Annotated in this window: 12 protein-coding genes; 6 read left to right on the forward strand and 6 right to left on the reverse strand. The window is 36.8% G+C overall.

Features of this window, described 5'->3' with window-relative positions:
* Nucleotides 1-48 precede the first annotated feature (48 nt).
* Both ACQKOG_RS18300 and ACQKOG_RS18305 read left to right on the forward strand, forming a co-directional pair.
* A complete protein-coding gene (locus tag ACQKOG_RS18300) occupies nt 49-1,212 on the forward strand; it encodes an MFS transporter (RefSeq protein ID WP_402873953.1) in 1,164 nt (387 codons plus the stop codon).
* Between the two features lie 70 nt (nt 1,213-1,282).
* Nucleotides 1,283-2,263 (forward strand): helix-turn-helix transcriptional regulator, encoded by a 981-nt coding sequence (locus ACQKOG_RS18305; RefSeq protein ID WP_427447804.1) that lies wholly within the window; start codon nt 1,283-1,285, stop codon nt 2,261-2,263.
* A 205-nt stretch (nt 2,264-2,468) separates the two neighbouring features.
* Here ACQKOG_RS18305 and ACQKOG_RS18310 read toward each other — a convergent pair whose 3' ends face one another.
* From ACQKOG_RS18310 to ACQKOG_RS18325, 4 genes are all read right to left on the reverse strand, one after another.
* Nucleotides 2,469-3,863, reverse strand: coding sequence for a nucleoside recognition domain-containing protein (locus ACQKOG_RS18310; RefSeq protein ID WP_427447806.1), 1,395 nt, complete (start codon nt 3,861-3,863; stop codon nt 2,469-2,471).
* Nucleotides 3,835-4,560, reverse strand: a complete 726-nt coding sequence (locus tag ACQKOG_RS18315) for a FeoB small GTPase domain-containing protein (protein WP_427447808.1) — start codon at nt 4,558-4,560, stop codon at nt 3,835-3,837. Before ACQKOG_RS18315 ends, ACQKOG_RS18310 begins: the two co-directional genes overlap by 29 nt.
* Nucleotides 4,557-4,817 (reverse strand): FeoA family protein, encoded by a 261-nt coding sequence (locus tag ACQKOG_RS18320; RefSeq protein WP_370079657.1) that lies wholly within the window; start codon nt 4,815-4,817, stop codon nt 4,557-4,559. Before ACQKOG_RS18320 ends, ACQKOG_RS18315 begins: the two co-directional genes overlap by 4 nt.
* A gap of 434 nt (nt 4,818-5,251) precedes the next feature.
* Nucleotides 5,252-6,553, reverse strand: a complete 1,302-nt coding sequence (locus tag ACQKOG_RS18325) for a hypothetical protein (protein ID WP_427447810.1) — start codon at nt 6,551-6,553, stop codon at nt 5,252-5,254.
* Nucleotides 6,554-7,270: 717 nt separating this feature from the next.
* On the opposite strand from ACQKOG_RS18325, the gene mntA reads away from it, so the two are divergent.
* Nucleotides 7,271-7,684 (forward strand): type VII toxin-antitoxin system MntA family adenylyltransferase antitoxin, encoded by a 414-nt coding sequence (gene mntA / locus ACQKOG_RS18330; protein ID WP_370079663.1) that lies wholly within the window; start codon nt 7,271-7,273, stop codon nt 7,682-7,684.
* The gene (hepT, locus tag ACQKOG_RS18335; protein ID WP_370079698.1) at nt 7,677-8,081 is read left to right on the forward strand and encodes a type VII toxin-antitoxin system HepT family RNase toxin; all 405 of its coding nucleotides are present in this window, start codon (nt 7,677-7,679) and stop codon (nt 8,079-8,081) included. Before mntA ends, hepT begins: the two co-directional genes overlap by 8 nt.
* A gap of 76 nt (nt 8,082-8,157) precedes the next feature.
* Here hepT and ACQKOG_RS18340 read toward each other — a convergent pair whose 3' ends face one another.
* Nucleotides 8,158-11,121 carry a hybrid sensor histidine kinase/response regulator gene (locus tag ACQKOG_RS18340; protein ID WP_370079665.1) on the reverse strand — a complete coding sequence of 988 codons (2,964 nt, stop codon included), beginning with the start codon at nt 11,119-11,121 and terminating at the stop codon, nt 8,158-8,160.
* Between the two features lie 209 nt (nt 11,122-11,330).
* Here ACQKOG_RS18340 and ACQKOG_RS18345 point away from each other — a divergent pair, with 209 nt between their 5' ends.
* Nucleotides 11,331-12,491, forward strand: coding sequence for a response regulator (locus tag ACQKOG_RS18345; protein ID WP_370079667.1), 1,161 nt, complete (start codon nt 11,331-11,333; stop codon nt 12,489-12,491).
* A 125-nt stretch (nt 12,492-12,616) separates the two neighbouring features.
* Here ACQKOG_RS18345 and ACQKOG_RS18350 read toward each other — a convergent pair whose 3' ends face one another.
* Nucleotides 12,617-14,521, reverse strand: a complete 1,905-nt coding sequence (locus tag ACQKOG_RS18350; protein WP_427447813.1) for an S-layer protein — start codon at nt 14,519-14,521, stop codon at nt 12,617-12,619.
* Nucleotides 14,522-14,915: 394 nt separating this feature from the next.
* Between ACQKOG_RS18350 and ACQKOG_RS18355 the strand changes: the two genes are divergently transcribed.
* Nucleotides 14,916-15,845 carry an AEC family transporter gene (locus tag ACQKOG_RS18355; protein WP_370079670.1) on the forward strand — a complete coding sequence of 310 codons (930 nt, stop codon included), beginning with the start codon at nt 14,916-14,918 and terminating at the stop codon, nt 15,843-15,845.
* The last annotated feature ends 232 nt before the right edge of the window (nt 15,846-16,077 follow it).

Here is a 16,077-nt window from a genome sequence, read left to right on the forward strand (position 1 = left end):
ATAGTTTCTTTAATTTAAGAGTCATAGGCATTCATTAATGAAAGGGGAATAAAAATGAAAAATTTTTGGGCATTTGTTATGACTGGAATGCTATTAATCGTTACAACTACGGGATTTGCCCGTATGGCTTACGGAATTGTATTACCTTTTATGCAGGAAGGGCTGTTATTAACTACATCACAGTCAGGTTTATTAGGTACGATGCTCTTTTTAGGTTATTTACTTACGGTAGGTCTGTCTGGAATGCTGACGATGCGTATTGGGGCGAAAAATGTGCTGTTGGTAGGTGGAGGCTTAGTTATTGCGGGTTTAGGAGGTCTTATATTTAGCCCGAACTTTTGGTGGGCTGCTATAGCTTTATTTTTAGCTGGTGCTGGTAGTGCTCTCGTCTATACACCACTACTATCAATAGCAGTTATCTCATTCCCAAAGAAGAGAGGGACGGTGATGGGATTACTAATGAGTGGTGCGGGAGTAGGGATGTTATTGTCTGGATTAATCGTGCCCTTTATGCTTCAGCATTTTCCTGAGCTTGGCTGGCGAGGAGTGTGGTTAGTATTTGAAGTAATCACAATCATAGTCGTATTAGTGGCATTTTTTGTGATAAAGACACCACACTCGGCAGAAAAGAGTTCTGTACAAGAAAAAACTAAAGTCTGGAGAAGTAAAGAGCTATACCTCATAGCTGGAATTTATTTTGCCGTTGGACTTGTTTATCTTATTCCGAATTTATATCAAACAAGCTATATGAGAGACATCGGGCTTTCTAATGCAGTGGCAGGCTCAATTTATGCTGTTGCAGGGATCGTTTCTATTGGTGGTGCGCCATTATGGGGAATGCTAGCGGATAAGATAGGCGTAAAAAAAGCATTAATGGCAGCGTTGCTTTTATCAATTGTTGGAGATGTTTTTCCAATGCTATTTCCTAATGTAGTTGGATTTATCGTGTCTGCTATTATATGGGGCTCGTCGCTTGGAGGTGTCCTTGTGCTCATTCAAATGAAGGCAAGCCAGGAGGTATCGGTAAAATATGTGGCATCAGCGATCGGCTTTATTTCTATCTTTTATGCTATCGGTCAAATGATTGGGCCTGGACTTGCAGGATGGCTTATAGAATATGCTGGGGGATATGTTACTGCTTATGGTTTTGGAGCTACTATCTTCTTTTTGTGTTTACTGCTATCAATGGCACTTACAACTAAAGAAGAATAGCTAAATCGCAGTTCATTTGCTATACTTTGGTTATAATTGATAATCATTCTCAATAAACTGAAGGGTGGTGATGAACACGTTGAATACTAATTTCCATGATAATTTTAATGAATTTTTTCATGCATTGGAAATATCAAAGGTACATGAATGCCCGTTTGTATTCCAACCAAATATGCAGGAAGGAGCTATACATCGTTTTATTCCCCGTCGAGATTTAGAAGTGGTTATATCTGATTACTCATTTTATCGAGAGCACCAAATGCAAATAGTTACAAAACAGCCTATGGTTGAGCTTAGTCTTTGCTTACAAGGTAATAGAGGTGTTTACATCTCAGGCTCAGAATATGAAATTTCTTCAGGAACATGCTCGCTTCAATTTATAGAGCAGGTGGGGGCAAATTTTATGTTTCATAAAAACCAATCCTATCAAATGGTTGGAATTGGTATTCCGGTTTCAACTTTTAATCATTTTATGAGTGAAACTAGTAAAACTAGTGAGGAATCCCCAAATTTCTCTAAAATTCTTGGTGGGAAACGATATAGACTCTTTCAAGAGAGAATTAACGCATCTTCCTTAATTATTGTTCAGCAAATGTTAGATGCTATAGCAGGTAAGAACATGACCAATTTAGAGCTAGAATGTCGAGCATTACAGCTATTATCAATGACATTTCGTTCTCAACTAGTTGATAATTCTCTTAGCCCTGTTATGTTTTCAAAAAGTGATAGAACCAAAATACAGCAAGCTCAATCAATTATTACAGAACGTATGTCTAATCCTCCTACACTTATTGAACTATCACGTTTAGTTGGTTTAAACGATTACAAATTAAAAAAGGGATTTAAAGAGATGTTCGGAAAAACAGTGTTTGGATATTTACGAGAAAAAAGGTTAGAGAAGGCATTTCTTTTATTACAAGAGGGAACTATGAATGTAACAGACATTGCGAATGCAGTGGGATATTCTAATCCTAGCTATTTTGCAGAGATTTTTAAAGAGAGATTTGGAATTAATCCTAGAGAAATATTAAGAGACCATAGTCGAATGTAGCGTCCTAGATTATAAAAACACCTTAAATTGAGTAAATCAATTTAAGGTGTTTATTATGGGAATATCAAAAGGATAACTTGTAAGCTGCCTTTCCATTTATAGTTTCTTGCTCTATCGTTTTATGAAAAATTAAGCCCTTATGCGGTGTAAATACGTATGTGATATCAAATAAGGGGTATCTGGTTTTAGACCAGCCCTTTCATCATCACACCCAACCAAACGCTCGAGCAATTGTTGCTGTTAGCAATGTTACGCCAATGGCAATAACCGTTGGAATTAAAAACGACATAAATGTCCACTTTGCACTTTTTGTTTCTTTATAAATATTGACTAAAGTCGTTCCACAAGGGAAGTGTAGCAGTGAGAATAACATCATATTTAAAGCTGTTAGCCATGTCCAACCTTGGTCGATAAACACTTGTTTTAGCTTCGATAAATCCTCAATTTCTAGCATAGCTCCTTGGGATAAATACGCCATGATCAGGATAGGGATAACAATTTCATTGGCTGGAAGCCCAAGAATAAATGCAGCCATAATAAAACCATCCATACCAAGAGCGTGACCAAACGGCTCTAAAAAGTTAATAAAGTGCATTAGAATACTTGTATCACCAACGTAAATATTGGCGAATACCCAAGTCAAAATAGAGGCAGGAGCTGCAACGATAACTGCTCTTTTTAGTACATTCCATGCTTTATCAATACTTGCTCTTAAAATTGTATCCCAGAACTTTGGTTTTCGGAATGGTGGAAGCTCTAATGTGTAATGGGTTGGTACACCCTTTAAAGCTGTTTTAGAAAGGACCCATGAAACAGATAATGTTACAACGACGCCCAACATAACAAATCCTATTAAAATGGCCGATGTTACAAGTGTACTTGTTGCACCTGAAAAACCAGTTACCATAAATAAGGATGCTAATAAAATAAGTGTTGGCCATCTCCCATTACAAGGAACAAAATTGTTCGTTAAAATGGCTAACATTCGTTCACGAGGGGATTCTATAATTCTCGTTGACAGAATAGCAGCAGCATTACAGCCAAAGCCCATTGCCATTGTTAATGATTGTTTTCCGTGTCCACCTGCTCGTTTAAATAAACGGTCCATATTAAATGCTACACGTGGTAGATAACCGTAGTTTTCTAATAGAGCGAACATAGGGAAGAATATAGCCATTGGAGGTAGCATAACACTAATAACCCAACCGGTACCTCTAAATAGCCCAAGAATTAAAATACCGTGTAGCCATTCTGGTGCGTGCATTGCTTCAAAAAGAATGGTTAGCTTACCTTCTAGATAGCCGAATAAGTTTGCTAACATATCTGATGGTACGTTTGCGCCAGCAATAGTAATGTAAAAGACAGTCCCAAGCAAGATAAGCATAATAGGGAATCCCCAAATGCGGGATGTGAAAATTTCATCTAATTTATCAGATCTGTACATTGCAGGTTGCTGCGATACTACTTTTTTACATAAAGATTTGCTTTTAGTATAAATATCACTAACGATTTCATCTCGAATATCCTCATTCGAAACCTCGTTCACTTTAGCTAAAATACCCTTAAGTGAATTATGATTTAACACTGACTGGGACTCCATTCGTTCTCACCTCGTGCTGTTTATTATTCTTATGATTTTGCAGTTTTAAGATCAATTCCTCATCACCATCAAGTAAGCGAAGGGCAACCCATCTCGATGGATATTTTTCATCAAAATAACCTTCTAATTTCGATTCTATCTTTGTAATGGCGTCCTCTATATCTTTCGAGTATTTCATGCGATACGGAGTTGTCACAATTGTCCCATTCACCAGTTGATTTAATGTATCCAGCAATCGATTAATGCCTTTTTTATTTCTTGCCGATATTTTTACAACTGGGACTCCTAGTTCACGAGCTAATCTCTTTTCATCAATTCGGATACCTTTTTTCTCCGCTTCATCAATTAAATTGATACAAATGATGACATTATCAGTCATTTCTAAAACTTGGAGCGCAAGATTTAAATTTCTCTCTAATGATGTTGCATCAAGCACAACAATCGTTGCATCCGGTTGGTCAAAAACAATATGGTCTCTTGCAACTTCTTCATCTGCTGAATTGGAAAATAGAGAATAGGTCCCGGGTAAATCCACGAGTACATATTGCTCTCCTTTGTGTTCAAAAGATCCTTCTGCATGAACAACCGTTTTCCCTGGCCAGTTCCCAGTATGTTGCTTCAATCCTGTTAATGTATTAAACAATGTACTTTTACCGGTATTTGGATTTCCTGCTAAAGCTATTCTATTTACGCTCATTTTGTATTCCCCCTAACAATTTCGCCTAAAATCATAGAGCTTTCATCATTACGTAATGCAATCGTCGTATTACTTACGCGATAAGCAACAGGGTCGCCTAAAGGACTTTTACGAAGAACAGAGATTTCTGCTTCTTTCACAAAGCCTAAATCTAATAATCTTCTTCTAAGTGGACCCTTAATATTAATTTCTTTTATTAAAAAGCAATCTCCAAATGAGCATTCAGAAAGTGGTTTCAATGTTTTTTCCATACGCATTTTTTATTCCTCTCTATAATAATATTTCCTGAACTTCATATTGTTTCTCTAAGGAAACTTTATTAATGATTATCCCCGTTTTATGACAATTGTCAATAGTTTTCTGATTTTTCTTTGAAAGAACGCGATAAAAGAGCGTTCTTATGAAGGGAATGAAAGCGCATTGCCTAATCAGTTGTTGGACCAAGAAATGTTGATAAAGGGGGCTGTTTGAAATACCAAGTAGAGCAAAGTTGTTGGTGTAATGATATGAAAAGGTCCTCTTTATGATGTATTAATATAAGAGGGATTTCGTTACAGGTGCCCATTGAATTTTTGAAAGAAGAGGTTGACTGTGAAGAAGCAAAAGCAGAGCAGAAAAAATCATAACCCTCCGCAAATAATAAAATTGGCAGAGGGCTATGATTTTTTTACTGAAGATCATTAGTGGATTACTATCTAACAATTTGGAATGAACCAGATGTCTTTGTTTGAATGAAATGACGATTTCCTTCTACTGTGTAATCAGCAGGTTCTTGTTCGCCAAAGTCATAGGTACGAACGATGGAGGCATTCGGTGATAGGTTATTGATAATGATTTCCATATCTCCTTCGAATTCAACTGGTTTTTTATTTAATGTTGCCTGGAATGTGATACGATTCAAATTTCGTGTAATTTGAATTTCCATAACACCAGTATCCTCATTAAGAAGAGTTCCTAGTGGTGGAATAATAACAGTCATATTGGATTTTGTTGTTAAAACGAAGCGCTCTGTACTATTTTCTGAGTCTGCAACGTTTATTTTTGCTGTATAGGTATTTTTGTTTCTAGTCATAGCAGTGATCTTACCAGGTACGGCTGTCGTATCCGATAAAACTGGAGTTTTAGTCCCGTTTCCTTTAGTCGGTAGATCATATTTTCCATTTACAAAGTCTACTAAAGTCCAAACGTTTGGCACAAGCTGCTGTTGCACAGGTGTTAAAGCTTCGAAGGCTGTTTTCACTGCCTGTACATCTTGGGCAGTGGACGTTTTAGGCGATAAATCGGCAATGGCATTTTCTACTTCCTTAGCTGCCGCCTTATCCTTTACAACAAGCTGTTCAGCATCTAACAACATCTTTTCGACACCAGCAGGTAATGAGACGTTTGTATGTCTGCGTAGTGCATTAAGCTCAGCTCTAGCATCAGCTACATCTTGATGAAAGGTAATGCGAGAAGAGTTTAATAATTGGATTTTATTGACCACTTTATCGATAGATGTGTTTGGTGAAATATAGGATGTCAATATTCTTTGTGATTCCGCACTTACAAAGGTCTTTTGCGCTGCATTTAACGTATTGTACCAATCTTTCGTTTCCATAACATTTTGGTAGTAATTAACGGAAGTCGATTCCACCGATGCTAATTTCTCTTCAATTTGATCAGCAAGCTTACGATACGCTACTTTCGTCTGTTTATGATTGGACAGCGTTGAATAATTCGTCACGTACTGTTGTTCCGTTGCAGTCAACTCATCGTATGCTTTGCTAGCTGTCTCTAAATTTGCTTGGAATGAAGCGGTTGTATCATTAATATTCGAAATAAGTCGAACAACATTCGAAACCTTAGAGTTGTAGTAATAAGTATTATCGTATATGTAAGCAGTTTTTACCTGTCCTGTAATATCAGCAGCCGATGCTGACATAGTAGGTGCAGCATAGATTAGTGAAGGGGCCGCAACTAGGGCGAGGAAGGCTAGTTTTCTTTTGTTTTTCATAATACGGGAAACCTCCTAATTGGTTTTTTCATAAGTGTCATAGTAATTCATCGGGATTTTTGTCCTAGATGAAATCTTTGATTGCCTTGAGAATATCCTAATATATGTTGATCAATTTCGCCTTGGCGTAATTGAGTCCGGATTTTGAATCGTGCCCGCACAATTCACTCCTTTCAAAATCAGTGACATCCGCCGGAAACTTTAGGCCAACATGATGTTTTTTGTGCGAAAGCGCAGTGCAACGTAGCGTCAGCATGATGTTGGTCACTCAGTCGTTGCCACAGGACGTGGCGTTCTTAGACTGAGTTCCTCTATTTTCAGCAGGTGCTTGGGCACTTATTGAAATGGAACTACATCCGATTCATACCACAACTTTTGAGGTGGGGACTTCTGCTGAGTAAGATAAACCAATTTTATCATATATTAGGATTATTTTATGTATATTTTGAGTGAATAGGTAGATAGGTAGTGCATTCTTTTAAAACATTTTGTGTCTTATGTACTTATGGGAATATGACAGGTAAGGGTCGCTTTTCAATAGAGATGGATAAGATGGATAGAATCGCAAGAATGGTGGGTAGAACCCGCAAAGTGATGGATAGAATCGTAAGAATGATGGATAGAACTGCAAAACTGCAAGATAGAATCCCGAAACAAACGGTTAGAACCCTCATACAAAGATAGATTTTGTTATAATGATCCTAAGAAGGAGCGGGGGTGTTTGATTTGCAACAAAACTGGCAGAAGGTAGTTGTTGAAAAACTAGCATCAGCTGTTAATCCAGCCTTTGTTATTGTTTTTGGTTCTTATGCGCGGGGTTCGGCACGTGAAGATAGTGATTTAGATATAGCGTATTATGCAAATAAGCCTCTCTCGGGTTATGAACGTTTTCTATTAGCCGGAGAAATTGCACATGCTTGTAATATTGATGTTGATTTAGTCGATATGAAGACGGTTGATACAGTGTTTGCAGCACAAATTTTTTCAAGTGGTATGGTCATTGATTGCCAAGATGAAAACGCCTTTGTTAAAGAACGAATGAGGGCTCTATCAATGTATGTGACGTTAAATGAACAACGTGCGGGAATTCTGAAGGCAATTGAAGAGAGGGGTAGTGTCTATGGTGAATAATGATGTTATTCTAAATAAGATTGCTACAATTGAACGCTGTGTGAGCCGTGTCAACGAGGTGTATGGTGGTAATCCTGAAAATTTGCAAGATTTTACGAAGCAGGACAGTATCGTTTTGAATATTCAACGTGCGTGTGAAGCTAGTATTGATTTGGCAATGCATATTGTTAGTGATTTAAAGCTTGGTTTACCTAAAACGAGTAGAGAAGCATTCAAGTTTCTTGAGGAAAATAACATTATAGACCATGCATTAGCAAAAACATTAATAAATATGATTGGGTTCCGAAATATTGCTGTGCGCGATTATCAAGCAATCGAATTAAATATACTCCAAGCAATTATTGAGAATCATTTAGGTGATTTTAAAACCTATGCAGAGGCAATATTGCTTATATAAAAGAAACAACAGGCTTTAGGGATCTAGCCTGTTGTTTTTTAATTTGTAGAACGGATAGAACCCGATGATCCTACCCTTATTTAGGAATTGGGAAAGAGATGGTCGTGCCTTGTCCAATCACACTTTCGATCGTTAATTGCGCGCCAAATAATTGCTTTAGGCGTTGTTCAGTATTAACGAGACCGATACTTGCTTTCTTTTTAGGGTCAGTGTTATCGAAGCCAACGCCATTATCGGAAATGGAGATTGTAAAGTACTCGTCGACCTCTATAATGCGAATTGTGATGGTTCCTCCTTGTTGTTTAGGTAAAATCCCATGCTGGATGGCGTTTTCAACCAGTGTTTGAATCGACAGTGGTGGGACGGATAACTCTATTATTTCAGGGATGTCCCATTCTACTTGAACTCTATTGCCAAAGCGTATTTGCTCTATGGCTATGTAGGAGCGGACCAGCTTTAATTCATAGTTAAGAGGCACAACTAAGTCAGCATTTTGGAAATCAAAGCTCATCTGTAAATAATCACTAAAAGCAAGCAGTAATTCCTCCATTTGCTCATCGTCTACTCCGTGTAGAGAAATAATAGAGTTAAGTGTGTTAAAGAAAAAGTGGGGCTGAATCTGAGCTTGTAGCCATGCTGCTTCGATGCGTAGACGTTCTTCACTGGATTGCTTAACACGAACGAGTGCATGGACCCTTGATTTAAGCTCCACATATTCCACTGGTTTCTTTACATAATCATTTGCACCACTTAAAAAAGCAAGCTGTATATCCTCTCTTTGCTGACGAGCTGTTAAGAAAAGAATAGGTAGCTCGGAAATAGAGAATCGCTCACGAATCCATTTTGCTAAATCATAGCCTGACATATACGGCATCATAATATCAGAAATGACTAAATCAAAGTTGCTTTCCTGTAGTTTTTTTAGAGCCTCTGCACCACTTATTGCCGTTTCAATTTCGTATGGCTCCGTTGACAGCACATTAACAAGCACCTGTAAGTTCACAGCGTCATCATCAACAATTAAAACACGCGAATGACTTGTCACAAGGGACCCTTGTTCAGTAGCTGCAGTAATTTCACCTTCAATCATAGAAAGGTTGTTTAATAATGAAACGTATTTTGAAAGAGAAGCATCATGTTCAGCGTTTAAGTCGGCTTCATCCACCGCCAAGTCTTTAGCTATCGGTAATGAGAAAGTAAACGTAGAGCCTTTGCCAACAGTGGATGACAGCGACATTGTGCCTCCATGTAAGGTAACGAGTTCTTGGCAGATACTTAATCCTAGACCAAGTCCACCACCGATAGATGTCATACTTGAATCAACTTGCTCATAGGGCTCAAATATTTTTTCTTGCATGTCCTTTTCAATGCCAATCCCTGTATCCGTAATAGAAATATATAGTTTTTTGCCGACCACTTCGGCATCGAAAGTAATAGAACCTTTTTCGGTAAATTTAATAGCATTATGAAGTAAGTTCGTAAAAATTTGAATAAGCCGAGTCTCGTCTGCCAACACAGGTGGTAAATCTTTAGGGATGTCTATTATTACCTCTACAGGTTTACCTTTTAACATAAAAAGAAATATATTGCTTACACCGCTTGCTAGATTATAAGCATTGATCGGCTTTAGCTGAAGACGAATAGTTTTTTCCTTTAAATTTACTAAATCAAGTAAATCATCTAGCATATAGGACATATGATTACCGATTGTTAGCAAAAGCTTTAAATCGTCATTATTATTTTCAGCGAGTTGATGATCCTGCTTCACTAAGAGTGTTTGTGCAATACTCATCATGCCGTGCAGTGGATTGCGAAGCTCATGTGAGGTATTTGCAAGAAAATCATCCTTTGTATTTATCTCTTTTTGCAGCTTCACGGAAAGCTTTTCAGTTTGCTGCGTTGTTTGGAAATAACGAGTAATCCAAAATGCTGATAAGGCATTGATAGCAATCAATATATCGAATGGGTAATTTTTCTGGCCAAATGAGAAAAATAACGAATTATTTACAACCGCAGCACCCATTAATAATAAAAATGTTACTCCGTTGTCTCCTTTAATTACTATAATTAGCATGAAAATGGTTATAATAATAGGTGAAACAATAAGGAGTATTATGAAAATAATTTTAGTACTAACAATATACTCGATAGGAGCTATGACAATAAACAGTAAGTATGCAGCTAATAGTATTGGAATAACATTTAATATTTTGGGTTTGGAATACTCCTTGACCAGATCGCGTAAAAATAAAAAGAGAAATAGCATGGTACTAATATAAAAGAAGTAATATATTTTATTCGCCCAAATCCAGTTAATGGGCATGTAAATATATAAAATTCTATTGCTTGAAGCAAGAATAGTTATACATGTCGAAATAATGTGCATTGTGAAGTAAATAAGTGAGTTACTTCGAATTCCTATTCCATAAAGTAAAATCGTGAAAAGTAAGTAAATTATAAACACTAGACAAACTACAATTTGCGTTGTAAATGAAAAAAACTTGGATTGTTCCATAGACTGTAAATCGCCAAAAATTATTTCTTTTGTAAAACCACCTTGTGCATAGCGATTTGTTTGGAAGCCTTGTATGATGATCTCACTCTCACTGGAATCTAGTGTAAAATAATAGGTGATAGGTCTACCGATGGGGGCAGTTTTTTCATTATCTAATGTCATGTCTCCTAGACCACCAATAAGCTGTCCATCAACATAAAGCTCATATGGTGACAGTCCTTCGGGTATAGTAATGCCATATAGTTGAGGCTTTTTGTGATCTTTCAAAATAGTTAAGCGATAAGAACCAAAATGAATGTTTTTTCCGTTGTTAAAGTATTGATCCCAAGATTCTGGTAAAGCGGAATAAATTTCATGATCATTCTGTTCAGATGGTTTTTGGTTTTTGGAAACGAGTAGGGTATTTGGGTAAAACGCCCATTCACCCTGTAGTTTTCTTTGAAAATCTTTACTAGTTTCAATACCTCTTAAATCGATAGTCCCTTGTTTCGCAACTAATCCTTCTGGGACATTAATGAAATCCATCCAGGCGAATCGCAGTAATGTAAGCAAGGTAAAGAATATACTAGCAATCAGGAAAATTTTTATTTTTTTTGAAAGAGTTTTTGTTTTTATCATAGATGATATTTTTCGACAGATTCTCAAAAACTCCTTCAAAAGTAACATTTTTTATCAAAATTAATATAAATGAACGATATTAATGATATATGACTAGCTTTTTAGGAGGGGATGTTATGAGAATTGTAATAGTCGATGATGAATATTTGCCATTAATGAGACTAAAAACCTTAATTGAAAAAAGTAGTATCCCGGAAATTGACATAGTTGGAGATTATACAGATTCTTTAGAAGCGATTGCTCAAATACAAAGTTTACAACCTGATGTTGTATTTTTAGATATAGTAATGCCTAATATGGATGGACTTGCGCTCGGGGAAAAAATTCAAGAACTATTGCCAAACGTAGAAATTGTTTTTACTACAGGATTTGACCAATATGCTATAGATGCTTTCAATTTGCATGCTATAGATTATTTATTAAAGCCTGTGCAAAAGCCTCGTTTGCATAAAGCATTGGAACGATTACAACGGATTATCGAAAAAAATCCACCAATTCCAACTAAGAAAAAAACGATTCAGCTATTAGGGGGCCTGAAGGTAGTTACGCCTGATGGTAATACACAATTAATGAAATGGCGTACATCGAAAGCAAAAGGATTGTTTACTTATATGCTTAGCCATCGCAATGAAATGATTTATCGAGACACCATTTTGGAGTTGTTTTGGCCAGAATCCGATATAGATAAGGCCTCCAAGCAGCTATATACAGCTATTTACACCGTCCGACAAACTTTAAAAAATTATGGACTAGATGGTGTGAAGATCTCTAGTCCATTACTAAATTCAGGCTATAGAGTATTGCTAGAAAATGTGGTAATTGATGTAGAGCAATGGCTAACTCAATTAAAATCTTTGCCTCCACTTGATCAGGGAACGATAGAGGAGTATGAGTGTGTATTCCAAGCTTATACAGGCGATTATTTAGGTGATGACGGTTATATATGGTCAGAAAGTGAAAAAGAGCGACTAAGACGATTGTGGTTGCGCCATGCTCAACAATTAAGTGAGTTCTATATAAAAAATAAAGACTATCAAGCTGCTGTGAAGGTGCAAGAAAAAGTTCAATTATTTTCACCTGATGAGGAAGAAAGCTATTTCACCTTGATGAAGCTCTATGATTTACTGAACAACGTTGCTGCAGTAGAGGAGCAATATTGGCTATTAAAAAAAATGCTGCAGGAGCAATTAGCGATGGAGCCTAGAGAGGAAATTGAAGAATGGTATAAAGACTGGAGAAAAATGAGTATGATTTCGCCGGTAGATATTTTGGGTTGAGATTTGATTTTATATGAGATTGAAGAACCATATTATATTTAATAGGACAACTTAATTTTATTCATACAATAGTTGTTTTTCCTCAACATGAAAGGACTCGGCATTGTGCCAAGTCCTTTCAATTTTTATTGTTTACCTGAACGTTGGACATCTTTATAGATTTTGATGGCCCTGTCTAAACTGTTAATAGCATCTGTCACCTCGTACGAAGATGCATAGGAGTTATTAACAACAGATTGGGCATAATCAACTGCTTTTTCTAGGTCCTGTTTTTCTCGTGCTGTTGTCCACCTTTCATAATAGGGGATATCAGAGCCATCTCCATTCGCAGAAACTTTTACGTACTGAACAGAATTAATGAGTGACTTTAGCCAAGATTTATCAACGTAATTCCCATAATTCGCACCTGATTTATAATTACCCCTATATGTTGAAATGGCATTATATAAGTAACTATATGCATACGAAATATCTGATTGAGACGAAGAACTATTATTTGCAGTACTTTGTGCGTATGAAACAGCAGAAACTAGAGCGTCTTTTTCACTTTGCGTCGTCCAAATTACATTGGAGGATAGTTCAGATCCATTCACAGAGACGGTTACATACTGAACAGAGTTAATAAGTGATAAAAGGTCAGATCGATCGGCATTGTATTGATAAGTACCATATTTTTGAGCGCTCTTATAAACAGTGATAGCGTAGTTTAAATTGCTAATAGCATTGGTGATATCAGACTGCGTTGCATGGCTATTATTTACAACGTACTGAGCCGATGAAACGGCAGAGGTAAGAGCATCCTTCTCACTTTGCGTCGTCCAAGGTACATATGATGCTATATCATTACCATTGTTCCAAGAAACCGTTACATACTGAATAGAATTAATCGTTGATTGTAATGAAGACTTATCGCTATAACCATATTTTGTTCCAGTTTTTTGCACAGCTTGATAAACGGTTAATGCAATTCTGTATTGTGTAATAGCATTGTTTACTTGTTCCTGAGAGGCGTTGGAATTATTAGCTACTGCTCTTGCGCTGCTTAAGGCATATTCGAATGCTGTACGTTCAGCCTGCGTCGTCCATCTTTCAGTTGTTAAAACGTCATATCCATTAACGGATACGGCAACGTACGGAGGTATAGCTACTAAATTACTAAGCTCATTTTTATTCACCACAGGTAATATCACAGAGGCTTTTTTATCATCCACCTGCACCTTGTTAATTAGGTGTCCTGAATCTAATGCCACCTTTGCCCCGTGTTTGACGATCACTTGTTCAATTTTACCTTCTCCGTAAAGGCTAAAATCATTCTCAACATCGATTGTAAGCTTATCAACATTGGCTGTAACTTCAAATGCTGCAACTTTACCAACTACATCGATTTTTGAAATAGCTTTGTCAGAAGTCACATTTACTTTAGTGCGCTCCAAGTTAATGTTTGGAGATTTAATATCTTTTAGGGAAACATTTAACCAATTAATATTTCTAGTCAATAAAGGCTTAAAAGTAATTGTATCCCCAATAGCAACGTTATCAATTGTAATGGCCTTCTTCACAAGATTAGTTACAATAAGCTTATCTTTAATGTTTACATTTTGAACCTTTACATAATCCGCATTTACAGTTAGGCTTCCTTCAATTTGTGCGTCACCACCATCAAAATATACCGCTTTATTGTCAGTGCCAGCTTTAGTTAATGTTAGTTCTGTAATGCTCGTAATTTCGCCGTTTTTTACTACAATTGTAGCTTGGGCATTCTTCAATGCAGTGCTATTCGCTGTTTTAAAGAGAGGTTTCAGCGACTGACTAATTTTAAATTGGCCATTGGATGTAAGTACTTTCTCTTTAGTGACGTTGTTAATGGTAACAGTTTGCCCCTTTGTTTTGGCTGCAGCTACCTGCCCATCCATTTGAATTGAGTGGTTTAAAGATGAATCATTTGAAGCGGCATCTGCAGTTGACATTGGTGATACTAGGGTTGCTGTAATAGCAGTTGCCATAAAAGTCGTTAATACTTTATTCTTCATTTTAGTCACTCCGATCATCGTATTTAATGGATAATATATCATATATTTCTCTAATTTAGTACATAAAGGGTATATTTTACTATTTATTATTCTTAAATGAAATGTAGTCCCTTTTTCTGTATCGTTCGTTTTTAAGAATCCTTAATTATTTCAGAAAATCTGAAAGTGAAGTGCGGTTTTTTTTTGCGCGAAACTTGGTAATTTGGTGCGGAAATCACGCTCATTTCAAGCGCTATAACGTTCCGAAAGATAACTTTTACCATCTATTAAAGACACTGTATTAGTTCAGTGTGTTCAGAAAAAATGCCTTGATATGAGCGGTGAGTTGATTTTGAAGTACATTGACCAAGCATAAAAACAGCACTACTATAGGAGAGGGAAGGGGGACATCACTATGGTGTATCTCGGTATGATATTTTTTCAAATTGTAGCTCCGATTTTAGTGCTTCTAGTACTTGGCGCAGTTTTACAAAAGAAATTTCGCTTTAATTTAAAGGCGTTATCCCAACTTATTACATATTGTTTCATGCCAGCAGCTGTTTTTGTGAATTTATATGAAACGAGTATAGAGCTGTCTGTACTTGGGGAAGTTGCGTTATTTATCCTACTCTTTATCGGAAGCCAAATGGTGCTTAGTCACTTTCTAGCAAAGGGACTCGGTTTAGTAAAAACAGAGGCGGCAGTGTTTAAAAATAGTGTTGTCCTAATTAATTCAGGTAACTATGGTATTCCGGTTGCACAGATGATTTTTGTGACCCAGCCGATTGGAGTAGCAATTCAGGTCATTCTTGTAATATTTCAAAATATGACGACCTACACTTACGGCTTGTATAATTTAATCTCTTCAACAAAATCGGGCATGTCTATTGTGAAAGACTTCCTCAAAATGCCTATTATTCATGCACTTATTATTGGTGTGGCAATGAACTATTTTAATATTGCTATTCCACAGTTTGTAAGAATTCCGATAGATCATGTGGCAGATGGCTTTATCGCTGTAGCATTAATAACTTTAGGGGCACAACTATCCCAGCTTGAAATCAAATCCATGTTCAATAAAGTGGTATTCATTAGCTGTTTTACGCGACTAGTCATAGGGCCAACCGTAGCATTGTTTATCATTTTTGCGCTTGGTCTTGACGGTGTCGTGGCACAATCACTTTTTATAGCTAGTTCGTTCCCGACGTCGCGAAATAGCTCAAGTTTGGCATTAGAATATGACGTAGAATCGGCAACTGCTGCACAAACAGTTTTATTTTCAACGATTGTAAGCTGTATTACAGTGACAATCGTGATTTATGTAGCGGAACTGTTGTTTACCTAATGGCTAGGTGCTCATTTGATTGCCCATAGTTGATAAAAACTGAAATTGTTCTGATAAAAGTTAAAATTGTTCCGATAAAACAAGATAATATTCCGATAAAAGTTAAAATTGTTCCGATAAAATGAGATTTTGTTCCGATAAATCTTCAAAGTATATGAATTCATCGAATAACGTGAAGTTGAATTCCGTTCCGGCTGTGCGCTTTGTAGCTGACGCTTTGCTTTCGCTACAG

This window comes from Lysinibacillus sp. NPDC093216, from assembly GCF_050280325.1.
Classification (GTDB): domain Bacteria; phylum Bacillota; class Bacilli; order Bacillales_A; family Planococcaceae; genus Lysinibacillus.